Source organism: Azospirillum brasilense, from assembly GCF_001315015.1.
In the GTDB taxonomy this organism is placed as follows: Bacteria; Pseudomonadota; Alphaproteobacteria; order Azospirillales; family Azospirillaceae; genus Azospirillum; species Azospirillum brasilense.
Genome location: NZ_CP012914.1, coordinates 2,666,032 through 2,688,773 on the forward strand (window position 1 = coordinate 2,666,032; position 22,742 = coordinate 2,688,773).

Annotated in this window: 22 protein-coding genes; 18 read left to right on the plus strand and 4 right to left on the minus strand. The window is 70.3% G+C overall.

The features are described from left to right. Positions 1-110: 110 nt before the first annotated feature. Genes AMK58_RS12375 through AMK58_RS12400 form a run of 6 tightly spaced genes read left to right on the plus strand, consistent with a single transcriptional unit; the run spans position 111 to position 7,119 of the window. A complete protein-coding gene (locus AMK58_RS12375) occupies positions 111-1,466 on the plus strand; it encodes a nucleotide sugar dehydrogenase (protein WP_035671179.1) in 1,356 nt (451 codons plus the stop codon). 37 nt (positions 1,467-1,503) lie between these two features. Then, complete coding sequence (locus tag AMK58_RS12380) at positions 1,504-2,502, plus strand: NAD-dependent epimerase/dehydratase family protein (protein ID WP_059398940.1); 999 nt, start codon at positions 1,504-1,506, stop codon at positions 2,500-2,502. A gap of 14 nt (positions 2,503-2,516) precedes the next feature. Continuing rightward, the gene (locus AMK58_RS12385) at positions 2,517-3,485 is read left to right on the plus strand and encodes a GDP-L-fucose synthase family protein (RefSeq protein WP_035671173.1); all 969 of its coding nucleotides are present in this window, start codon (positions 2,517-2,519) and stop codon (positions 3,483-3,485) included. Positions 3,486-3,491: 6 nt separating this feature from the next. Continuing rightward, complete coding sequence (locus AMK58_RS12390; protein ID WP_035671170.1) at positions 3,492-4,763, plus strand: glycosyltransferase family 4 protein; 1,272 nt, start codon at positions 3,492-3,494, stop codon at positions 4,761-4,763. Continuing rightward, positions 4,760-5,971: a glycosyltransferase family 4 protein gene (locus AMK58_RS12395; protein ID WP_035671167.1), complete on the plus strand. Its 1,212-nt coding sequence runs from the start codon at positions 4,760-4,762 to the stop codon at positions 5,969-5,971. Before AMK58_RS12390 ends, AMK58_RS12395 begins: the two co-directional genes overlap by 4 nt. Next, on the plus strand, positions 5,971-7,119 hold the full coding sequence (locus AMK58_RS12400) for a glycosyltransferase family 4 protein (RefSeq protein ID WP_059398941.1): 1,149 nt from the start codon (positions 5,971-5,973) through the stop codon (positions 7,117-7,119). The genes AMK58_RS12395 and AMK58_RS12400 overlap by 1 nt, the downstream gene beginning before the upstream one ends. A 6-nt stretch (positions 7,120-7,125) precedes the next feature. On the opposite strand, the gene AMK58_RS12405 is transcribed toward AMK58_RS12400, so the two are convergent. Then, positions 7,126-7,716, minus strand: a complete 591-nt coding sequence (locus AMK58_RS12405) for a demethoxyubiquinone hydroxylase family protein (RefSeq protein ID WP_059398942.1) — start codon at positions 7,714-7,716, stop codon at positions 7,126-7,128. Positions 7,717-7,720: 4 nt separating this feature from the next. Beyond that, positions 7,721-9,673 (minus strand): right-handed parallel beta-helix repeat-containing protein, encoded by a 1,953-nt coding sequence (locus tag AMK58_RS12410; RefSeq protein ID WP_059398943.1) that lies wholly within the window; start codon positions 9,671-9,673, stop codon positions 7,721-7,723. A gap of 280 nt (positions 9,674-9,953) precedes the next feature. Here AMK58_RS12410 and AMK58_RS12415 point away from each other — a divergent pair, with 280 nt between their 5' ends. The 4 genes from AMK58_RS12415 to AMK58_RS12430 are packed head-to-tail and all read left to right on the plus strand — an operon-like array spanning position 9,954 to position 14,486. Next, the gene (locus AMK58_RS12415) at positions 9,954-11,351 is read left to right on the plus strand and encodes a hypothetical protein (protein WP_035671151.1); all 1,398 of its coding nucleotides are present in this window, start codon (positions 9,954-9,956) and stop codon (positions 11,349-11,351) included. Continuing rightward, the gene (locus AMK58_RS12420) at positions 11,348-12,529 is read left to right on the plus strand and encodes an alginate O-acetyltransferase AlgX-related protein (protein ID WP_137165128.1); all 1,182 of its coding nucleotides are present in this window, start codon (positions 11,348-11,350) and stop codon (positions 12,527-12,529) included. The genes AMK58_RS12415 and AMK58_RS12420 overlap by 4 nt, the downstream gene beginning before the upstream one ends. Positions 12,530-12,558: 29 nt before the next feature. Beyond that, positions 12,559-13,563: a glycosyltransferase gene (locus AMK58_RS12425; protein WP_059398945.1), complete on the plus strand. Its 1,005-nt coding sequence runs from the start codon at positions 12,559-12,561 to the stop codon at positions 13,561-13,563. After that, positions 13,563-14,486 (plus strand): glycosyltransferase family 2 protein, encoded by a 924-nt coding sequence (locus AMK58_RS12430; RefSeq protein WP_035674093.1) that lies wholly within the window; start codon positions 13,563-13,565, stop codon positions 14,484-14,486. Before AMK58_RS12425 ends, AMK58_RS12430 begins: the two co-directional genes overlap by 1 nt. A 46-nt stretch (positions 14,487-14,532) precedes the next feature. On the opposite strand, the gene AMK58_RS12435 is transcribed toward AMK58_RS12430, so the two are convergent. Continuing rightward, positions 14,533-16,035: a hypothetical protein gene (locus AMK58_RS12435; RefSeq protein WP_035674095.1), complete on the minus strand. Its 1,503-nt coding sequence runs from the start codon at positions 16,033-16,035 to the stop codon at positions 14,533-14,535. A gap of 230 nt (positions 16,036-16,265) precedes the next feature. Between AMK58_RS12435 and rpmH the strand changes: the two genes are divergently transcribed. From rpmH to AMK58_RS12460, 6 genes are all read left to right on the plus strand, one after another. Further along, entirely contained in the window at positions 16,266-16,400 is a 135-nt protein-coding gene (gene rpmH / locus AMK58_RS12440) for a 50S ribosomal protein L34 (protein ID WP_014239280.1), read from the plus strand. Positions 16,401-16,405: 5 nt separating this feature from the next. After that, entirely contained in the window at positions 16,406-16,888 is a 483-nt protein-coding gene (gene rnpA, locus AMK58_RS12445; RefSeq protein ID WP_035674098.1) for a ribonuclease P protein component, read from the plus strand. Positions 16,889-16,917: 29 nt separating this feature from the next. Then, on the plus strand, positions 16,918-17,205 hold the full coding sequence (yidD, locus tag AMK58_RS29495; protein WP_335338647.1) for a membrane protein insertion efficiency factor YidD: 288 nt from the start codon (positions 16,918-16,920) through the stop codon (positions 17,203-17,205). 27 nt (positions 17,206-17,232) lie between these two features. Then, positions 17,233-18,972, plus strand: coding sequence for a membrane protein insertase YidC (gene yidC, locus AMK58_RS12450; RefSeq protein WP_035674101.1), 1,740 nt, complete (start codon positions 17,233-17,235; stop codon positions 18,970-18,972). Between the two features lie 144 nt (positions 18,973-19,116). Continuing rightward, on the plus strand, positions 19,117-19,779 hold the full coding sequence (gene yihA, locus AMK58_RS12455; protein ID WP_035674103.1) for a ribosome biogenesis GTP-binding protein YihA/YsxC: 663 nt from the start codon (positions 19,117-19,119) through the stop codon (positions 19,777-19,779). A 4-nt stretch (positions 19,780-19,783) separates the two neighbouring features. Next, on the plus strand, positions 19,784-21,052 hold the full coding sequence (locus tag AMK58_RS12460; RefSeq protein ID WP_035674106.1) for a cation:proton antiporter: 1,269 nt from the start codon (positions 19,784-19,786) through the stop codon (positions 21,050-21,052). Positions 21,053-21,072: 20 nt separating this feature from the next. Here AMK58_RS12460 and AMK58_RS12465 read toward each other — a convergent pair whose 3' ends face one another. Continuing rightward, positions 21,073-21,318, minus strand: coding sequence for a hypothetical protein (locus AMK58_RS12465; protein ID WP_035674110.1), 246 nt, complete (start codon positions 21,316-21,318; stop codon positions 21,073-21,075). A gap of 169 nt (positions 21,319-21,487) precedes the next feature. Here AMK58_RS12465 and argB point away from each other — a divergent pair, with 169 nt between their 5' ends. Next, positions 21,488-22,387: an acetylglutamate kinase gene (gene argB, locus AMK58_RS12470; RefSeq protein ID WP_035674113.1), complete on the plus strand. Its 900-nt coding sequence runs from the start codon at positions 21,488-21,490 to the stop codon at positions 22,385-22,387. A 25-nt stretch (positions 22,388-22,412) separates the two neighbouring features. Continuing rightward, on the plus strand, positions 22,413-22,730 hold the full coding sequence (locus tag AMK58_RS12475) for a hypothetical protein (RefSeq protein ID WP_035674115.1): 318 nt from the start codon (positions 22,413-22,415) through the stop codon (positions 22,728-22,730). Positions 22,731-22,742 lie beyond the last annotated feature (12 nt).

Below are 22,742 nucleotides of genomic sequence, written 5' to 3' on the forward strand. Positions count from 1 at the left end.
GCCGGAACAATGCCGCGTTGCAAGACGTTCGGATTGCGCATGGCGCGGGTGGCGGATGGCGGCGGCGCCTTTGGATGCATGCTCCAATCACTAAGCAGGATCGAAAGACTATGCTCCCAAAGTCCTTTCCCGACCGGAACGTCTGTGTGCTCGGTCTCGGCTATGTCGGGCTGACGCTGGGCGTGGCCATGGCGGACGCGGGGTTCCAGGTGCACGGCGTGGAGGTGCGGGACGAGGTGCTGGACAAGCTGGCCCGCGGCGTCCCCCATTTCCATGAGCCGGGCCTCGCCGAGAAGCTGCGGCATGTGATGGAGCGCGGGCGCTTCACCTTCGGCCGCACAACGGACGGTTGCCGGGATTGCACCGTCTTCATCATCACCGTCGGCACCCCGCTGGACCGCGACGGCCGCGTGCGCACCGACATGATCGAGGCGGCCACCCGTCAGGTGGCCGACCGCATCCATGACGGCGACCTCGTCATCCTGCGCTCCACCGTCAAGCTGGGGACCACCCGCGAGGTGGTGGCGCCGATCCTGCGCCGCACCGGCAAGCGCTTCGACATCGCCTTCTGCCCCGAGCGCACGCTGGAGGGGCAGGCGCTGATCGAGCTGAACCAGCTTCCCCAGATCATCGGCGCGGAAAGCGTCGAAGTGGCGGCCCGCGCCTCGCAGATCTTCGGCATGCTGACCCCGACCACGGTCAAGGTCTCGACGCTGGAGACGGCGGAGATGATCAAGCTGGTGGACAACACCTACCGCGACGTCACCTTCGCCTTCGCCAACGAGATCGCCCGGCTGTGCAACGCCATGGAGGTCTCGGCGCTGGAGGTCTCGCGGGCGGGCAAGCTGGGCTACCCGCGCACGCAGCTCCCGCTGCCCGGCCCGGTCGGCGGCCCCTGCCTGGAGAAGGACCCGCACATCCTGATCGAATCCGCCCGCGAGGTCGGGGTGGAGATGGACATCACCGCCGCCGGGCGCCGCATCAACGAAAGCCAGCCTCACGAGGTGTCGCACTTCCTGGAGCGGCTGACCGGCTCCATGCAGGGCTTTCCGCAGGAGCCGACCATCAGCCTGATGGGCCTCGCCTTCAAAGGCCGTCCGGCGACCGACGACCTGCGCGGCACCATGGCCAAGCCGCTGTTCGAGGAGCTGCGCACCCGCTTCCCCAAGGCGCGCTGGCGCGGCTTCGACGCGGTGGTGGCGGCGGACGACATCCGCGGCTTCGGGCTGGAGCCCGCCAACAGCATGGCCGAGGCGGTGGAGGGCGCCAACCTCGCCGTCATCCTGAACAACCACCCGGTCTTCACCTCCATGCCGCTGCCGGATCTGGCGCGCCGCATGGACCGTCCGGGGGTCATCTACGACTTTTGGAACAACTTCAACAGCCGCGAAGTGGACCTGCCCGAGGGCACGGCCTACGTGGCGCTGGGCAGCCACGGCGCCGCCCGCTTCGCCCATGTCGCTTGAAGAAGCGTCGCTTGACGCTGCCGCCTGAGGAAAAGCAATGCCGAAACATTATCTCGTGACCGGGGGCAGCGGCTTCATCGGTGCCGCCCTGGTGCGCCGGCTGGTGCGCGATGGACACCGCGTGCGCGTTCTCGACGACAACTCCCGCGGCCACCCGCGCCGGCTGGGCGACGCCGTGGACGCCGTCGAATTCGTGTCCGGCGACATCCGCGATCCCGCGGCGGTGGACAAGGCGGTGCGCGGCGTCGACGGCGTGCTGCATCTGGCCGCCGTCAACGGCACCAAGCACTTCTACGAGAAGCCGGAGGTGGTGCTGGACGTCGGGGTTCGCGGCATGCTGAACGTGCTGGACGCCTGCCGGTCGAACGGGGTGGGCGATCTGGTCGTCGCCTCCTCCTCCGAGGCCTACCAGACCCCGCCGATGGTGCCGACCCCGGAGGACATCCCGCTGGTCGTGCCGGACGTGCTGAACCCGCGCTACAGCTACGGCGGGTCGAAACTGATCTCGGAGCTTCTGGCGGTCAACTGGGGCCGCACCGGCTTCGACCGCGTCGCCATCTTCCGCCCGCACAACGTCTACGGCCCCGACATGGGGTGGGAGCATGTGGTGCCGGAGTTCGTGCGCCGCGCCGTGGAGGCCATCGACCGCAGCCCGGAAGTCCTCGTGCCCTTCCCGATCCAGGGCGACGGCACCCAGACCCGCGCCTTCGTCCACATCGACGACGCGGTGGACGGCATCATGACGGTGATCGAGCGCGGCGAGCATCTCGGCATCTACCACGTCGGCAACCCGGAGGAGATCTCCATCGCTGAACTCGCCCGGCAGATCGTCGGCGTGCTGGGGCGGGTGGCGGACGTCCAAATCGGACCGCCCGCCCCCGGCGGCACCCAGCGGCGCAGCCCCGACATCGCCCGCCTTTCCGCGCTCGGCTACACGCCGCGCATCCCGCTGAAGGACGGTCTGCCCGGCGTGGTGGACTGGTACGCCGCCCGCAGCCGCGATGGCGACGCCCCGATCGCCAACGCCGCCGAATAAGGGACACCAGACCCATGGAGCGAAACAGCCGCATCTTCGTCGCGGGGCACCGCGGCCTCGTCGGCTCGGCCATCGTCCGCCGCTTGGTGGAGGGCGGCTACGACGACCTCGTGCTGCGCGGCCGCGACGAGCTGGACCTGACCGACCAAGCCGCGGTGCGCGCCTTCTTCGACCGGGAGAAGATCGATTACGTGATCCTGGCCGCGGCCAAGGTCGGCGGTATCCTGGCGAACGAGCGCTTCGGCGGCGACTTCATCCGCGACAACCTGCTGATCCAGACCAACGTCATCGACGCGGCCTGGCGGGCGGGGGTGAGGAAGCTGCTTTTCCTCGGCTCCTCCTGCCTCTACCCGAAGTTCGCGGAGCAGCCGCTGAAGGAGGAGGCGCTGCTGACCGGCCCGCTGGAGCCGACCAACAAGCCCTATGCCATCGCCAAGATCGCCGGCATCACCCAGTGCCAAGCCTACCGGCGGCAATACGGCTTCAACGCCATCTGCGCCATGCCGTCGAACCTCTACGGTCCCGGCGACCATTTCGACCCGGAGGGCTCCCACGCCATCCCCGGCATGATCCGGCGCTTCCACGACGCGAAGATGGAGCAGGCGCCCAACGTCACCCTGTGGGGCACCGGCACGCCGCGGCGCGAGTTCCTCTATGTGGACGACATGGCCGACGCCTGCCTGCACCTGATGGAGCGCTACGACGGGGAGGACATCATCAACGTCGGCCCCGGCGAGGACGTCGCCATCGGCGATCTCGCCCGGCTGATCCGTGGGGTGGTCGGCTATGAGGGGGCGCTGACCCAGGACCTGAGCAAGCCGGACGGTCACCCCCGCAAGCTGATGGACGTGTCGCGCCTGTTCGCCACCGGCTGGCGGCCCAAGGTCGGGCTGGAGGAGGGGCTGCGCCGCACCCACGCGTGGTTCCTGGAGAACGCCGCCCCGCCGGTCCCTCAGACAGCCACCGGCAAAGCCGCGGAGTGACCGCTGATGCCCGATGACTCCACACCCCTGCGCACGCCCGTCTCCGAAGGGCCGGCGGCTCCGGCCATCCTGCCGCCATCGGTCTTGCTGGTGGCGATGAGCTATTGGCCGGAACCCGCGGGCAGCGCGCCGATGATGACCGACCTCGCCACCGCCTTCGCCGCGGCGGGGACGGACATGACCGTGCTGACCGCGCGTCCCAACTATCCGGGCCAAGCCATCTACGACGGCTACGCCGACGGGGCCGAGGACCGCCGCACCGTGAACGGCGTCCGCATCGAGCGGCTGCTCACCATCCCGCCGAAGGGCGGCGGCATGAAGGCCCGGCTGATCCATGAGGGCGTGCTGCACGCCGGCTTCCTGGCGGCCCGCGCCCGCGGGCGCGTCGCGCCGCACAAGGCGGTGCTGTCGCTCTGCCCCTCCATATTCAGCGTCGCCGTCGCCGACCGCTTCCGGGCGCCGGGTGGGCGGCACATCGCCATCGTGCACGACATCCAGTCGGGCCTTGCCGGCGCGCTGGGCATGGGCGGCGGGGCCGCGCTGAAGGCCATCCAGGCGGTGGAGCGCACCGCGCTGAACCGCGCCGACGGCATCGTCGTGCTGTCGGAGGCGATGGCCGACGTGCTGCGCGACCTCGGCGTGCGGCGGCCGATCACGGTGATCCCGCCCCATGTCGACGCCGACGCCGTCCGCCCCCTGCCCCGGCCCGAAGGCCAGCCGCCGACCGTGCTCTACAGCGGCGCCTTCGCCCGCAAGCAGGGGCTGGACCAAGTGCTGGAGATGGCCCGCCATCTCCACGCGTTGCGCCCCGACGCCCGCGTGCTGATGCGCGGCCAGGGCGGGCTGGAGGAGGAGCTGAAGGCCCAGGCCAAGGCGATGGCGCTGCCCAACGTGGAATTCGCCCCCCTGATTCCGTCCGACCGGCTCGGCGAGGGCTTGGCGGAGGGCGACGTGCATCTGGTGCCGCAGCGTCCGGAGGGGGCGGCCTTCGCCATGCCGGGCAAGGCGGTGACCATCCTGGCCGCCGGGCGGCCCTTCGTCTGCACCTGTCTGCCGGGCTCCGCGCTCGACCGGCTGGGGACGGAGATCGACGCCTTCCGACGCACCCCGCCCGACGCGCCGGAGGCCATGGCCCAGGCCGTGGCCGAGCTTCTGAACGATCCCGCCCGGAGCGCGGCCATGGGCCGCCGGGGCCGCGCCTGGGTGGAGGGCAACGCCAGCCGCAGCGCCGTCCTGGCGCGCTACGCCGCGCTGCTGCTGGGAGACGACGCCGCATGACGAAGCCCGCCCTGGTCTTTTCCTGGGAGATGTTCGGCCCCTACCACATGGACCGGCTGGAGGCGGTCGGGCGGCGGCTCGGCCATCTCTACGACGTGGTCGGTTTGGAGGTCGGGTCGAAGTCCCACACCTACGCCTGGGACTCCACCGGGGAAGGGCAGCATTTCCGCAAGGTCACGCTGTTCCCCGGACGCTCCAAGGCGGACATCCCGTCCTTCCAGGTCTACCGTGCCCTGCTGCGCGAATGCCGCAAGGCGGGGGCCAGCCACGTCTTCCTATGCCATTACGAGGAGCCGGACGTCTTCGCCCTGGCGGTGACGATGCGGCTGATGGGCCGGCGGGTTGTCAACATGAACGCTTCGAAGTTCGACGACAAGCCGCGGGTCCTCTGGCGCGAGGCGCTGAAGTCCCTGCTCTACAAGCCCTATCAGGCGGCGATCGGGGGCAGCCACCGCACCGTCGACTACTACCGTTTCCTGGGATTGCCCAAGGACCGGCTGTTCATCGGCTACGACACCCTGTCGCTGGAGCGGGTGCGCCGGCTGTCCGGCATGACCCCGGCCCCGGAGGGCGTGCCCTTCGCCGAGCGCCACTTCACGATCATCGCCCGCTTCGTGCCGAAGAAGAACCTGTTCCGCGCCGTCGAGGCCTACGACCTCTACCGCCGGCTGGCGGGAGACGCGGCGCGGCCCCTGCACCTCTGCGGCTCCGGCCCGCTGGAGGCCGACCTGCGGGCGGAGGTCGCCAAGCGCGGTCTGGACGGGCACATCATTTTCCGCGGCTTCCTTCAGGAGAAGGGGATCGCGGAGACGCTGGGCTCCACCCTGTGCCTGCTGCTGCCCTCGCTGGAGGAGCAGTTCGGGCTGGTGGTGAACGAGGCGCTGGCCATGGGCGTGCCGACGATCCTGTCCGACCAGTGCGGCGCCCGCGACGTGCTGATCCGCAGCGGCCTGAACGGCCACATCGTTGAGCCCGACAACCCGGAGGGTTTGGCCCGCCACATGCTGTCCGTCGCGTCGGACGAGGCGGAATGGCGCCGCCTCAGCCTCAACGGGCGGCCCTTCCAGGCGCTGGCCGATGCCGGCTATTTCGCAGAGGCCGTGGAGAAGGCCCTGCACAGCCTGGACGCCCGCAAGGATGCCGACCAGGGCGCCGCCCAAAGCACCGATGAAAGCGCCCGCAAGGGCACCCGTGAAAGCGAAGCCTGATGACCGACCGCCGCAACACCCCCCACATCGTCGTCTCGGGCCGCCTTCCCCCGCCCATGGACGGGATGAGTCGGGTCACCGCCCTGGTGCTGGACCGCCTGCGCAACCGCGGTCCGGTGGAGGCCACGGTGGAGGTCGCGGACCTGTCGCCGGGCTGGAACGGCGGCGGCCTGCGCTACCACGCCGCCAAGGCGATGCGCGTCCTGCTGGCGGGCTTGCGGCTGGCGGCCGGGGCGACGATCCCCGGACGGCGCTTCTACATGCCGGTCGATTCGGGGCTGGGGATCTTCTACACGGCGGCGCTGGCCGGAACGGCGCGGCTGTTCGGCTATGAACGGACGCTGCACCACCATTCCTTCGCCACCATCTCCAAACCCACCTGGCGGATGAGCCTGCTGACCCGGCTGGCCGGCACGGACTGCATGCATGTGCTGCTCTGCCCGGCCATGCAGGCGCGCTTCCAGGCGCTCTACCCGGCGGCGAAGACGGCGATGAGCGTCTCCAACGCCATCTTCACCCCGCCGGTGCCGCGGCCGCGCCACGGCAAATCCGGCCCGCTGCGCATCGGCCACCTGTCCAACCTGTGCGCCGACAAGGGGCTGGACACGCTGTTCACCCTGCTGCGCGCCCTGAAGACGGAGGGGGTGGACGTCAAGCTGGTGCTGGCCGGGCCCGGCCTGGGACGTATGGACAACGCGCTGGTCGCGGCGGGGCTGGCGGCCTTCGACGGCGACGTGGAGTATCGCGGCCCGGTGGACGACGATGCCAAGGCGGCCTTCTACCGCGACATCGACGTCTTCGTCTTCCCCACCCGCTACCGCAACGAGGCGCAGCCGCTGGTGCTGTTCGAGGCGATGGCGGCGGGCGTGCCGGTGCTGGCCTACGACCGCGGCTGCATCGGCAGCGACATTCCCCGCCCCGGCCTCGTCCCGCAGGACCGGGACTTCATCCAGGCGGTGCTGCCGGCGCTGCGCCTGTGGGCCAAGGACCGCGACGCCTTGGCGCTCGCCTCCGAGCAGGCCCACGCCCGCGCCCGCGCCGCCCATGAGGCCGGGCACAGTGGCATGGACGCGCTGCTCGACCGCATCGCCGGGCCGCTGCCCGAAGCCGCCGGGCCGGCCGTCCGCCCGAAGCGCGCCATGGGCTGAGCGCCCTCACACCCAGCGCGCTGCCCTCACCCCCACGCGGGACAGGAACACTGCCACCCCCGCCAGCGCGCGAGCGGTCCAGGGCGGTGCCGGGTCGAAGCGGGCGGCGTCACGGGCGTGGAGACGCTCGTCGAGGCGGCAGGCCTCCAACAGATTCAGCAGGTCGGGATCGGGGGCGAGCCGCCGCGCCAGGGCGATCTGCCGGGCGTAATGCCCGTCCACCCACGCCTCCACCCCGGCGACCACAGCGTAGAAGTAGGGCGGGCCGAGCCACGCCGGCAGTCCGCCCATCACCCGGCCCGACCAGCGCCAGAAGGCCAGCGGCACGCTGCGCCTGTCCGGCGGCAGGACCGCCTCGAACAGCCGCAGGTGCCGCCGCTCGACCCTTCGGTGGGAGGCGGCGAAGCGCAGGACCTCCGGATCGGTGGTGGCGCCGGCGACGCCGTCGTAGAGGGAAACCGCCACGGTCTCGCCGACATGGCTGGCGCGCAGCTCGCGCAGGATGCGCGGCGGCAGGGCGGACAGGTCGAATTGCGGCGGCGCCAGCCCGATGGTGGCGGACGGCGGCGCCTCGGGCGACGGGCTGTGCGTGTCCATGGGCTCAGCGCGCCCCTTCCGGACCGATGCGCGACCAGGGAAGATCCTGGAAACCGATCTTCAGAGCGGGAGAGTTCGGGCGCAGGCGGTAATCGTCCTTCGCCGGGTTCATGAAATAGGGGTCCGGCTGGTTGCCCCCCTGAATGGAGCGCGCCTGCGTGCGTTCCACCGGCGCCCCCGGCGCGCGCAGCCCGCGGCCCGGCCGGTCGAAGATGTTGTTCTCCAGCCGGTATTCGCCGCCGGTCAGCGTCGTCACCAGCTGCTCCACCGGGACGCGGGCGTGGATGATGTTGCGGCTGGCCTCGTTGTCGCGCAGGAAGCCGGCCGTCCCCGCCTTCGGCACCCATTCGAAGCGCAGGAAGCGGTCGCGCTCGTCGGTCAGCACGGCGATGTTGTTCTCCACCCGGTTGCCGTCGCCGCCATGGATGAAGACCGAGGCCCAGCCGGTGTCCTCCAGGAAGTTGCCCTCGACCCGCACGCCGTTGGTCAGGTCGTCCAGATAGACGCCGAACCCCTTGTAGCGGGTCATCCAGCGCCCCGCCGCGTCGGTGGCGATCCCGCCGGTCCCCCGGATGTCGTTGAAGCGGATGACCAGCTTGGTGTCGATGTCGCTGCGCCCCAGCGTCTCGATGGCGCCGAGGTCGGCGGTCTCCCGCCCGATGTCGCGGATGCGGTTGTACTCGATCACGTTGTCGGTGTTCTTCGTCTCCGGGTTCCAGTTCTTCATGGAGATGCCGTAGCGCGCGGCGTGCCGGATGTCGTTGTGGGCGATCTGCGTGCGGGTCACCCCGGCGCTCATGATGCCACCGCCGTAGAAGTTCACCTCGCCGACATGGCGGATGGTGTTGGCGATGATGCGGTTGCCGGCGCTGCCTGGGGTCAGCTCGATCCCGCTGCGCCCCAGATGCTCCAGCCGGTTGCCGCGCACCTCGCTGTCCGCGACGCCGACCAGCAGCACGCCGGTTCCGACGGCGGAGAAGCGGTTGTCGAGGACACGGTGCCCCGAGCCGCCGGCCAGCCGCACCGCCGCCCCGTTGTAGGGCACGTCGGCGAAGGACAGCCCGTCGAGCGTGATGGAGTCCGCCTTCTCCGCCTGGATCAGCGGGGCGGTGCGCGCCACCACCGCCTCGCCGTCGCGGGCGAAGGCCGCCGGGTCCTGGGGGCGGAGCAGCAGGCGCCGGTCCTTGGCGCTCCAGGCGAACTGGCCGGGGAATTTCAGGAAATCGGGATGGCCGAGCAGGCGGAAGGTGCTGCCGTCGCGGAACGGGTACCAGCCGTCGCGGTCGAGCACCAGCGTGCCGTTGCGGTCGATGCGCTCGATGCCGCGGATGTCGTCGGCCTGCCGCTCGCGGTCGAGCGCCTGGACGCGCACACCGGGGACCGCCCAGGCCGCCTGGACGGTGCCGGGCGGAAAGCGGAACTGCCGCTTGTCGCCGCCGCCCTTGGTCTGCTGGGCGACGAACCAGCCGCTGCGGATCGGGTCCTGCGGGTCGAAGGCGCCGCTCTGCGCCGCGCGCAGCCGCACCCCGGCGGCGCTCACGTCCAGCCCCGGCTCGCGCGCCAGCGGGGCGGAGAGGACGCCATCCCGCTCCGCCTTGAAGCCCGTCACCACCTCGCCGCCCGACAGGACCGGGGTCTCGCCGGGGAAGGCGGCGATGCGCAGCCCGGAATCCTCCGGACCCAGCGTCACCGTGTCGGTCAGCCGGTGGGTGCCGCCGCGCAGCAGGATCAGGTGCAGCCCACGCTTGCGCGCCTCCTCCACCGCGCGGGCCAGCGTGGCGACCGGGCCGTCCCGCCCGTCCGGGGTGGAGGCGGCGACCCGTCCGGACCAGCGGTCGTCGCCCTGGGGGGAGACGTGGATCGCCGGCTCCGCCGCGACGGACGGGGTGGGACCAGCCAGCAGCAGGACCAGCCACAACAGCCCGCCCGCGAAGAGTCCAGGAATCCGGCGCGTCATATCACCTCCGTTCCGCACCCCAGCGAAACTGGCGGCGCGGGGCGGATGAAGCAAAAGCGCGGACGGGGTGCCTCGAAGGTGCCGCGCGGATAGCCCTGACCGGGCGGCCCTCGCCGTCTGCGCTCCCGGACGGGGGGACCCGACCGGGGCCGGCGGTGTTGCTTCCGGATGTGCCGCCTTCGCTTCCGGGGGCCGGCACGACGACACCGCCCCACCGGCCGCCACACCACCGGCCGTGGCTGGCGGTGCCGCGCGTTCACGAGGTAAGGCGGAGTCCGGCATGATCGAAACGGCGTTGATCGCGCAGGTGCTGGTGGTGGCCCTGGTCGCCGTGGTGTTCCTCAGCACCGGCACCGCGTCGATGTTCCACCCGCTGACCTATTATCTGATCTTCCACACGCTGGTCTTCGTGATCCGCCCGCTGCTGGTCCACGGCTTCGGCATCGACAACGCCTGGCTGTTCATGGGCTACTGGCCGAGTGCCGCGGAGTTCGTGAAGTCGCTGACGGTCAGTTCGGTCGCGCTGGTGGCCTTCTCCGTCGCCTGCGGCTGGGCCGGGCGGGTCAAGCCGGACCTCAGCCGGGCGCCCACCTTCACCTTCGACCGGCTGGACATCACCGCCTTCGCCCTGACCGTGGCGGCGCTGGGGCCGCTGGCCATCTATTCGGCGATCCTGCGCCAGGACGGCGCCGACTTCACCGGCACCGGCGACGTGCAGATGGAGCGCGACCCGCTGACCGGCCAGCCGGTCTACGTCAACACCACCGGCTACATCGCCGAGGCCCATTCGATGGGCCTGCCGCTGACGCTGGGCATCATCTGGGTCAGCCGCTTCCACCCGCTGTCCTTCATCCCCTTCATCGCCTTCGTCAGCTACCGCGCCTATCTGGGCTGGGGGCGCTGGGCGATCATCATGGGCGTGCTGGGCATGGTGCTGCTGATCCTCTACCACACGCGCACCAAGTGGTTCCGCTGGTGGCAGCTCGCCTGCGGCCTGCCGGTGCTGCTGCTGTTCCACACGCTGGGCAACAACCGCGACTTCCTGCGCGGCGTGCTGGCCGGCACCGAGAATCCGGGCAAGCTGTTCAGCATCTTCCAGGGCGGCGAGGGCTCCTTCGTCGAGAGCGTGTCGAACCAGGACATCGCCAATTTCGACTTCCTGGCCTTCATCCTGTGGGCGGTGCCGCAGCAGTCAGGGACCTACACCTGGTTCACCCAGTACCTGCAACTGTTCACCGAGCCGATCCCACGCATGCTGTGGCCGGACAAGCCCATCGGCGCGCCGGTCAAATGGGTGTCGCTGCACGATTTCGGCAATTTCTCCAACCTGACCACCTCGCTGGCCGGCGACGGCTGGATGAGCGCGGGGTGGATCGGCGTGATCGTCACCATGGTGGTGGTCGGGCTGATCCTGGGCCGGCTGCACCGCTGGTTCTGGGAATCGGGATTCACCAACCGCTACGCGGTGCTGTTCTATTGCGCCTTCATCCCGCTCTCGCTGCAATGGTACCGCGACGGCAACATCACCATCGTCAAGTTCGGCTTCTTCTCGCTGCTGCCCATCCTGCTGTGGATCGGCGCGACCAAGGCGCTGCGCCTGTGGATCGGTGACTCCGCCGGGTCGCCGCTGGCGCAGAGCCGCATGTCGGTCTTCCGGTTCCCCGCGGACCGGGCGTGAGGCGACCGGTGGCGGGCGGGCTGGACAGGATCCTTCTGCGCGGGCTGGCGCTGGCCGCCGCGCTGGTCCTGCCGCTGGCCTTCGCCCTGGACCCGCCCGACGGCGACCTGACGGAGCTGGGCGGCTACGCGGAGAACCGGTTCGGCCCCAAGGCACCGCAAGCGATCTTCGTACCGCCGTTGGCCGAGGCGGCACGGGTCGGTACCGGTTACGACGTGCTGGTGTTCGGCGACGGCTTCTCCCGCCCCGACGCGGAGGAGCGCCACGGTCGCTACGGCCATTACTGGACCGACCATCTGCGCAACCTGACCGGCTTGACCGTCGGCGTGCGGCCCGCGGACGCCGCGACGCTGGCCGCGCAACTGGTTTCCCCCGAATTCCGCGAGCGCCCGCCCCGCGTCGTGATCCTGCAGTTATCGGAGAGCGCGCTGGAGACGCCGGTCGGCGGGCTGGAGCTGTCCACCGTCACCGCCCCCCGCCCCCACGGCGTGGCGGCCCCGCGCCCCCTTCCCGTCGAGCCGCTCAACCGCCAGCCGCGGTCCCTGGAGCGCAGCCGCGCCCAGGCCTGGAACCCGCCGCCGATCGGCCACGCGCTGGATCTGCTGGTCAAGGCGCTGCCGCGCGCGGTGCTGAACGTGACCGGCGGCCCGGTGCAGGAGCGGCCCCTGGCCTATGCCGGCCTGTTCAGCTCCGCCGCCGCGACGACCACCCTCTTCCGCGCCGAGGATTTCCAGCCCTGGCGCGCCGACCACCGCCTGCTGGAGGAGCGCCGCGCAAGCCTGCACGCGATCCAGGACGCGGTGGAGGCCAACGGGGTGACGCGCTTCCTGCTGCTGGTCGCGCCGGACAAGGGGACGGTCTACGCCGATTTCCTGCTCGAACCGCCGCCCCACCGCTCCGCGGTGGACGAGGTGCTGGGCGCCGACCCGACGCTTCAGGCGGTGCCGCTGGCCGCCGGCCTGACGGCGCTGGCCGCCGGCGGGGTGCGGGATGTCTACGCGCCCAACGGCAGCCGCTGGGGATTGGAGGGGCAGCTCTACGCGGCGCGCACGGTCGCCCGCACGCTGGGGCGGCTGGGCGTGCTGACCGGCGCCGCCGACGCCTCGCCGGACGTCGCCATCCTGCCCTGCCGGCCCGGCCAGGGCGACTGCACCCCCACCCGCACCCAAACCGACTGATGGACAGGACCAGGAGGAACCGCCCAGCCATGGCTCACGACACATTTCCGGCGGACAGCGTCTCGAGAGACATCGCCCACGGCGTCGTGGCGATCGTCGTCACCCACAACCGCCTGCCGCTTCTGGCCACCTGCGTCGCGGCGATCCTCGGGCAGCAGCCGCGGCCGGAGCGGCTGGTGGTGGTGGACAGCGGCTCCAGCGACGGCACGCCCGAGTGGCTGGCCGCGCAGGCGGAGGAATGGGGCGACGCGCTGGTCGTGGTGCGGCAGGCCAACTGCGGCTCCGCCGGCGCCTACCACACCGCCTTCGAGACGGCGCTCGGCTTCGGCGCCCGCTGGATCTGGAGCACCGACGACGACGGCATCCCACAGCCCGGCGCGCTGGCCGAGCTGCTGGTCCAGGCCAAGCACCACGGCCTGTCCATGGTCGGCCCGCTGGTGCTGGCGGCGGAGGACCGCTCCACCCTGGCCTTCCCCATGCAGGGCACCCGCGACCCGGACAGCCTGATGGCGCGGGCGGTGGACGGGCTGGCGCCGGGCACCATCGCCCTGTTCAACGGCACGCTGATCGGCCGCGCCGTCTTCGAACGGATCGGCAACGTGAAACGCGAGATGTTCATCTGGGGCGACGAGTACGAGTTCACCCTGCGCGCGCGCCGCGCCGGGCTGAAGGTCGGCACGGCGGTGAAGGCGCTCCACATCCATCCCGGCATGTCGCGGACGGAGCACAAGGTGCTGGGCGGCCGGCTGGGCACGGTGGAGACGATGCGGGCCGACCGGGCGCCGCATTTCTTCCGCAACATGGGCTACATCCACGCCACCTACGAGAAGGCCGGGGTGATCCCGCGCATGATCGCCAAATACACCGCCCATTATCTGGTGAACCGGGACTTCCGCGGCCTGCGGGTCTTCCTGGACAGCTACCTGTCCGGCCTGCGCGACGAGTATCCGGAGGAGCTGAAACGCCCGCCGGTCCGGCTGCCCCTGCCCGAGCGGCCGCGCGCCGCCTCGTCCTCCTCCAGCGAGGTCGCCTGATGCCCAGCGTCAGCGCCGTCATCGCCACCTTCAACCGCGCGCCGGAACTGCGCACGGCGCTGTCCCGCCTGCTCGCCCAGACGCACCCCGTCGCGGAGATCCTGGTGGTGGACGACGGATCCACGGACGGCACCGACGCCATGGTGCGGGGGGAGTTCCCCACCGTCCGCTACGTCCGGCTGCCGCACAACGCCGGGCTGATCTACGCCCGCAACTTCGGCTTCGTGAACACGGCCGGCGACTACGTGCTGTCGGTGGATGACGATTCCTGGTTCGCCGAGCCGGACGGCCTCGCCCGCGCGGTGGCCTACATGGAGACGCACGCCGACGTGGCGGCGGTGGCCTGCAACATCGAGACGCGCGACGGCTTGGTCTATTTCCCGCAGCAGGCCGATCCCTTCGACGCGCCCTGGTACGTCGGCTGCGGCCATCTGCTGCGCCGCAGCGCGGTCGCCGCCACCGGCCTCTACATGCCGGAGCTGTACCGCCAGGGGGAGGAGAAGGACCGCTGCCTGCGGCTGATCGGCGCCGGCCATCGGGTGGTCGCCCTGCCCGGCATCATGGTCTATCACGACAAGAGCGAGAAGGGCCGCAAGCCGGGGCTGGAGCGTTTCTACAACCACCGCAACGACCTGATCCGCGAAGTGGCCCGCTGCCCCGCCGGCCTGCTGCCCTGGCGCTTCGCGCGGAGCTGGATCGGCAACAGCTGGAAGAACCTGCGCCACGGCCCGCGGCTGACCGACCTGAAGGTCCTGCTGGCCCTGCCGGAGATCCTCCGCATCGGCCTGAAGCACCGCGCCCCCGTCAGCGAGGACGCCTACCGCCGCTGGCTGCACCTGTCCAGGACGGCCGCACCCGGCCTTCCCCAACCCGACCCGACCCCAAGCCACAATCCCCTCCCCTGCAAAGCGGGGGAGGGCTAGGGAGGGGGCAAGCCGGCATCCACCGCACCTCCCCCTGAAAACACCCCTACGCCGACGTTCGCGCCAGATGGTGCCCGATCGCCGTGCGCAGCTTGTTCAGGCGGCGCGGCAGCTTGCGGAGCTGGCGCAGCACGGCGGGCTGCGGCGGATTGATCGGCTCGCTCAGCAGGTCCGGGGCCATGCGGCGGATCAGCTCCGCTTGATGCTGGCTGGAGCGGCGGACATCCACCGGCATGGCGAGCGCGATCGCCAGGAAATCCGCGCAGTTGCCGACCTGGAAGAGCTGCCGCCCGGTCAGGTCCACCCCCTGGTCGATGGCCGACAACCAGCCGGCCACCCGCTGCTCCAGATAGAAGCGGTCGCGCAGGTCCATCGCACCGCCGGGCAGGACGTCCGGCGTCCGCGCCGCCCAAGCCAACCATTCGCGCAGCGCCTCGCAATGGGACGGCGGGTTGTAGAGCTTGCCGCGGAAGGCGTCGAAGATCCGGGCGGCGGTGTCCTCGCCGTCGGCGGCGAGGCCCGGCGGGATCTGCCCCCAGTAGAAGCAGCGCGCCACCTCGAAAACGCCGCCATGCAGGACCACGGCGCCCTCCGGCACGCCGTCCCAGGCGCCGTTGGCGTAGAACTCCCCGTCCATCGCCGCGGTGTGCCCGCCGGTGTGGGCGGCGTAGTCGCGCGCGCGCTGGGCGTCCAGCGGCGGACAGGGGATCAGGTGATGCTCCACCCCGGCCAGCCGGGCCAGCTTCGGCGGCAACTTGCGGTCGCCCGGCGTCAGGTCGCGGTGGTCGAAGGTGAAGGTCGCGAAGGGCACCGCGGCCTTCTGCGCCGCGGCCAGCAGCAGCCGCGTGTCGTAGCCAGCGGTGAGCTGGAGCATCAGCGGGCGGTGGCCACCCTCCGCCCCCGACAGGGTCCGGTGCAGGTTGCGGATGGCGGTGACCAGGATGGACTCCATCCGCTCATAGGCCAGCGAATCGGAAAAACCCGGGGGAACCGCCGGGAAGGGCCGGCGGAAGGTCAGGAAGCCCGGATCGTCCATCGGGCGGGCGGGGTCGAGCACCTGGGTCGGCAGCAGCCGGCGCACCCCCGCCAGCCCGGAGCCGGGCAGCGGGTACCAGTCCAGCCCGGCCTCGTGCGCCAGAGGGCGGCGGAAGCTGGCCTCGTCGCCCAGCAGTTCGGCCATCACCCCGGCGCTGGAGGTGAGGGTCAGGGCGCCGTCCACCATCCCGTAGAAGCAGCCGAGCGTCCCGCCGGTGTCGAGATGGACCGCGCGGTTGTTGAGCAGCAGCCAGCGTCCCGTCCAGGACCGGCACAGCTCCGCAATGTCTCCGGCGCGGGACGCGGCCAGCGCCTCCACCGGGTCGGGGCGCGCCGGGTCGGTCTGCACGGGCAGCCCCAGCAGATGCCAGACCGTCTTGTCGGCGCCCAGCACGCGCCGGACCGGCAGGTCGGGACAATGGGACAGGACGAGCCCGCCGATGTCACGGCTCACCCAATCCGGACGGAGCGCGTGGGTGTTTTTGGACACGATGAATTGCCGCCGGTGCAGCATGCCGACTTCCCCCGGACCTTTCGCGAATGTCAGGGGGTAAACACACCGCACGGCGGGGGAGGCAGGGCTCTACCCCTTTTCACCCTCCTTTGCGCCACCCTTCTTGCCTTCGCCCATCCAAACGGAGAATATTTCCCACGCTTGGGTGGCAGCGCGTGATTGACTCCGGGGGTCGGTACCTCTATACAGCGGGGCTCATTTTTTGCCCTGAGATCGAGGAGTATGGTGCCGTGAAACGCACGTTCCAGCCCAGCAAAATCGTGCGCAAGCGCCGGCATGGCTTCCGCGCCCGCATGGCGACCGTCGGTGGCCGCAAGGTGATTGCCCGCCGTCGCGCCAAGGGCCGCAGTGTCCTGAGCGCCTGATACGCATGGCGGCGCCGGACCCCAGGGTCGGGCGCCTGAAGCGGCGGCCGGAGTTTCTGGCCGTGGCCGGTACACGGCGCAAGCATGTGGCTCCCGGCCTTATCCTGCAGGTGCGCCGACACGACGAACGGCAGCGGCCCGCCCCTGGCGAGCCGCCGATTCGTCTTGGCCTGACGGCGAGCCGCAAAGTGGGGAACGCGGTCGTGCGCAATCGCGCACGCCGCCGCCTTCGCGAAGCGGCCCGCCAAATTCTGACCGCCCACGCAGCCCCCGGTCACGATTTCGTGCTGGTGGCCCGCGCCGCGACGGCCGAAAGGCCGTGGACGGAGCTTGTGGGCGATCTGATCGCGGCGCTGAAACGCCTCGGCCTGTGGCGCGACGTCTCTAAAGGCGACGCGTCCAGAAACGAGGTGAATGGCGGGCCAAACGCCGTCACTTCCAACGGCGGGACCGGCAATGGTTCCGGCGGCGGGGAGGTCGGCGCGTGAGCCCGCTCGCCTATTTTCTGCGTGCGCTCGTGGTCGGTTATCAGTGGACCCTGTCGCCCTTCATCGGGTGGCACTGCCGATTTCAGCCGACCTGTTCAAACTATGCGCTGGATGCGCTATCTAAGCACGGAGCGATCCGGGGCAGTTGGCTGACCGTCCGGAGGCTTCTGCGCTGCCATCCCTGGGGCGGGTGGGGATATGATCCCGTGCCCGAGCCGGGGCGGTCCACCCGCTGTTCGCACGGGCCGGACGACGCGGCGCATCGATGCAGCAATTCGCATGCCGGCCTGAAAACCGGCGTTCGGCCCCCTTCTTAACAGAAGGCCCACGGCAACCGGGATGCCATGACCGATCAACGCAACCTCATCCTCGCGATCGCTCTGTCGATCGCCATCCTCCTGGGATTCCAGTATTTCTACGATGGACCCCGGGTGAAGCAGCAGCAGGCTGCGCAGCAGGCCGCCCAGACGGAGCAGTCGGTCGCCCCCGGCGCCGCGCCCGCTCCGGGCGCCGCTCCCGGTTCGGTGCCCGGCACGGCGGCTCCCGCCACGGTCCGCGACCGCGCCGGCCTGCTCGCCGAGCAGATGGCCGCCGGAACGCGCGTCAAGATCAACACGCCGTCGCTGCACGGATCGGTCAATCTGGTTGGGGGCCGCATCGACGACCTGACGCTGGCCGACTACCGCGTCACCCCCGATCCCAAGAGCCCGGAAATCGTCCTGCTGGCCCCCGCCGGCACGCCCGAGGCCTACTACGCCGAGTTCGGCTGGGTTCCGGAGGACAAGTCGCAGCCGGTCCCCGGCGCCGACACCCGCTGGACCGCCGCCGGCACCGCGCTGACGCCGGACCAGCCGCTGCTCCTGACCTGGGACAACGGCAAGGGCCTGGTGTTCGAGCGCACCATCGCGGTCGATCCGAACTTCATGTTCACGATCACCCAGAAGGTGCGCAACACCGGCTCCGCCCCGGTCAGCCTGCTGCCCTACAGCCTCGTCAGCCGCGCCGGCACGCCGCACACCGACGGCTACTACATCCTGCATGAGGGCCCGCTCGGCGTCTTCGACGGCAAGCTGAACGAGCACAAGTACGACGACCTGCGCAAGGCCGGCACCATCTCCGCCCAGTCGACCGGCGGCTGGATCGGCATCACCGACAAATACTGGCTGGTCTCGCTGGTCCCCGACCAGAAGGCCCCGATCACCGCCCGCTTCGTCCACTCCGCCCCCGGCGCCGCCGACCGCTATCAGGTCGACACGCTCGGCAAGGCCGTGGAGGTCGCCCCCGGCGCCACCGTCGAGCTGACCGACCGCCTGTTCGCCGGCGCCAAGCAGGTCCGCCTGCTGGACGACTATTCGGACAAGCTGGGCATCGCCAACTTCGATCTGGCGATCGACTTCGGCTGGTTCTACTTCCTGACCAAGCCGTTCTTCTACGGTCTGGATCTGCTGGGTCGCCTGTTCGGCAACTTCGGCATCGCCATCCTGGTCTTCACCGTGATCGTCAAGGCGGCCTTCTTCCCGCTGGCCAACAAGTCGTATCACGCGATGGCCAAGATGAAGAAGCTGCAGCCCAAGATGATGGAGCTGCGCGAACGCTTCGGCGACGACAAGGTCCGCCTGAACCAGGAGATGATGGCGCTCTACAAGCGCGAGAAGGTCTCGCCGGTGTCGGGCTGCCTGCCGATCCTGATCCAGATCCCGGTCTTCTTCGCGCTGTACAAGGTGCTGTTCGTGACCATCGAAATGCGGCACGCGCCGTTCTTCGGCTGGATCCACGACCTGTCCGCGCCCGATCCGACCACCATCTTCAATCTGTTCGGTCTGATCCCGTGGCAGCCGCCGCACATCCTGATGCTGGGCCTGTGGCCGATCATCATGGGCATCACCATGTACTTCCAGCAGAAGCTGAACCCGGCACCGCCCGATCCGGTGCAGCAGAAGGTGTTCCAGTTCCTGCCGATCATCTTCACCTTCATGCTCGCCAGCTTCCCGGCTGGTCTGGTGATCTACTGGGCCTGGAACAACACCCTGTCCATCGCGCAGCAGTGGATCATCATGCGGCAGGACGGTGTGAAGGTGACCTGAGGGACCGTTCCACCTGATACCCGGCCTCCCTGACTTCAGGGCATTGACCGCCGGCAAGCGCCTCCCTTGACGGGCGTTTGCCGGCGGTTATGTTTTGGGCCGGTCACGATCATCCGTACCCCGTGTCTTTCGAAAGCGCCGTCCATGACCTCTTCCAGCAGCTCCCCGATCTCCGGTTTCGACGAGGAGGCCCTGGAAGCGGGGCGGCTTCTGTTCGCCAAGGAATGCGATTTCATCTGGGGCGCCCAGACGGCGGAGCAGTTGCCGGAGGCCGACCTGCCGGAGGTCGCCTTCGCCGGCCGCTCCAACGTCGGCAAGTCCAGCCTCGTCAACGCGCTGACCGGGCGCAAGACGCTGGCCCGCACCTCCAACACGCCGGGCCGCACCCAGCAGCTCAACTTCTTCAACCTCGGCAACCGGCTGAAGCTGGTCGATATGCCCGGCTACGGCTACGCCAAGGAATCGAAGGAGAAGATCGAGATCTGGAACGACATGGTCCGCCGCTTCCTGCGCGGCCGCGTCACGCTGCGCCGGGCGCTGGTGCTGGTCGATTCGCGCCACGGGCTGAAGCCCAACGACGAGGAGATCATGACGATGCTCGATCAGGCGGCGGTGCCCTACGTCGTCGTCCTGACCAAGTCGGACAAGGTGCGGTCGCAGGAACTGGCCGAGGTGAGCAAGCGCACCGTGGCGGCCATCAAGAAACACCCCGCCGCCTTCCCGGAGATTCACGCCACCAGCGCCGAGAAGGGCCAGGGCATCGCGGAGCTGCGGGCCAGCCTCGCCCAGCTCGCCAGCCTGGGATGACCCGATGCCCGTCGAGCTGACGCCGGCGCTGCTGTTCCTCATCCAGGCCATCCTGCTGATCGCCGGCCCGTTCCTGCTGTGGCGGCTGTCCGGCCTGAAGCATGTGGCTCCGATGGTGGTCATCCAGATCCTGTTCGGGATCGCGCTCGGTCCGTCGGTTCTTGGAAACGCCGCCCCGGAACTCTGGCAACCGCTGTTCGCCAGGGAGTCGCTGGCGCCGCTCTCCGGGCTGGCTCTGCTCGCCGTGGTCTTCTTCGCCTTCCTGACCGGGCTGCATCTCGATCTGGAGGAGTTCAAGGGGCGCGGGCGCGCCTTCGTCGGGATCAGCCTGTCGAGCATGCTGGTGCCGACCCTGCTCGGCGGGGCGCTCGGCTGGTGGATCGTCGGCGCCTTTCCCGAGATGGCCGGGCCGAAGGCCGACCCGCTGCTGTTCGCCGCGGGGTTCGGCATCTGCGTCGGGGTGACCGCCCTGCCGGTGCTGGGCGCCATCCTGCGCGAGATGGGGCTGATCGGCGAGCGGGTCGGCCGGCTGGCGCTGGGCTACGCGGCGGTCAACGACGCGCTGCTGTGGCTTCTCATCACTGCCGTTCTGGCCCTGGCGGCGGGGGGAAGCGGCGGCTTCGCCGGAGTGGCATGGATCGCCGTCCTGGGCTTCGCCTATCTCGCCGCGACGGCGCTGTTTGCCCGCCCCCTGGTGACCCGGCTGATGAACCGCATCGCCCCGGACGGCGACGTCGGCGACATGGTGGTGGTGGTCACCTGCGCCGCCCTGCTCGGCTCCGCCGCGGTGACGGAGCTGATCGGGCTGCACTACATCCTGGGTGCCTTCGTCGCCGGCACGGTCATGCCGCGACGGCTGGCGGCGGCAATCCTGGACCGGCTGGAGCATTTCGCCACGCTGATCCTGCTGCCCTTCTTCTTCACCCTGACCGGTCTGAAGGTGAATCTCGACCTCGCCGCCTCGGCGCAATGGTGGGTCTTCGCGCTGGCGACGGTGGCGACCATCCTCGGCAAGGTCCTGGGCACCGCCCTGCCCGCCCGGCTGTCGGGCGAGAGCGCCGCCGATTCCTGGCGGCTCGGCACGCTGATGTCCTGCAAGGGGCTGATGGAGGTCATCGTCCTGACCATCCTGCTGGAGGCCGGGGTGCTGTCGGAGGCCTGCTTCTCCGCCATGGTGCTGATGGCGGTGGTGGTCACCGCGCTGACCCAGCCGATGACCCTGCTGGCCGGGCGGATCGCCGGCCGCCGGGCGGGCCACGCCGGCGCGTCCTGACCCGTCTCAGCCGGGCTTCCTCAGCCGGGCTTGCGCACATTCCCGGTCACCACCGGATCGGCGCCCGGCCCCTCGGAATCCAGCCTGCCCGACCCGGCCTTGCCGTCCCCGCGGGCCTGCTCCTTCAGCGCCTTGTTGGCCTCCGTCACCTCCTGGGCGTCGGGCGAGCCGTAAATCTCCTCGGCCCGCCGGGCGGTCTCCTCCATCTCGGCCTTGTGGGCCTCGGTGAAGGGGTTGCGCGGGGTCGGCATGATGCGGTCGTTCATGACCGGGTCCTTGAGCGGTTCGTCCTGCTTTGGCGAACCGCCGGGCGCGGCAAGGGTTCCCGAACGCGGCGCCCGCCTGAAAAAGCCCCCTAGGCACCCCCCGCGCTTTCCGTTAAAGAGTCGACCGACTCTCACCCGACTGGCCCACCCCGACGAACGGCTCCATCCCGTGCAGAACACGACCCGCGACGAGTGGCTCGCCAAGGCCCGCACCCTGTCCGAAGCCCTGCCCTACATGCGCCGCTACGCCGGGCGCACCTTCGTCATCAAGTACGGCGGCCACGCCATGGGTGACGACAGCCTGGCGGAGAAGTTCGCCCGCGACATCGTCCTGCTGAAGCAGGTCGGCATCAACCCCGTGGTCGTGCACGGCGGCGGCCCGCAGATCGGCCAGATGCTGCAGCGGCTGGCCATCAAGTCCAGCTTCATCGACGGCCTGCGCGTCACCGACAAGGAGACGGTCGAGGTGGTCGAGATGGTGCTGGCCGGCTCCATCAACAAGCAGATCGTCGCCGCCATCAACAACGCGGGCGGCCGCGCCGTCGGCCTGTCGGGCAAGGACGGCAGCCTGATCACCGCGCGCAAGCTGCGCCGCACCCAGCGCGATCCGGACAGCAACATCGAGAAGGTGCTGGACCTCGGCTTCGTCGGCGAGCCGTATCAGGTGAACCCGCAGATCCTCACGTCGCTGGCCCAGTCGGACATCATCCCGGTCATCGCCCCGATCGGCTTCGACCGCAACGGCGACACCTACAACATCAACGCCGACACCGCGGCGGGCGCCGTCGCCTCGGCGCTGGGCGCCACCCGCTTCTTCCTGCTGACCGACGTCGCCGGCGTTCTGGACAAGAACAAGGAGCTGGTGCCGCGCATGTCGCTGGATCAGGCGCGCGCCGCCATCGCCGACGGCACCGCGACCGGCGGCATGATCCCGAAGATCGAGACCTGCATCGACGCCGTCGAGCAGGGCGTGGACGCCGCCGTCATCCTGGACGGCCGGGTGCCGCACGCCCTGCTGCTGGAGATCTTCACCGAGGGCGGGGCCGGCACGCTGATCGGCCGCGAGTAACTAGGTCAAGCGAGGGGGACCGGCCATGTCCGACGTGCGCAAGGACCTGCTCCGCCAGATGAAGGCCATCCGCGAACGGATGGACCCGAAGCTGTTGGAGCGCGCCAAGCTGTCGGTCTTCGGCAAGGTCCCCTACGACCGCGACTCGGCGAAGGAAGCCGTCGGGCATTTCCTCGACTCCAAGGACGACGGCGGGGCCTTCCGGCGCAAGCTGGAGGCCGCGCTGCGCCAGGACGGCGCGCCCGTTGACCTTCCGGAAGGGGACGCCGCCGCCGATGACGCCGATGGCCCCGCTGGGCCACCCCAGCCGCGCAAGCCGCGCCGCTTCGGCCGTCTCCTCTAAGGCGGGCCGCCG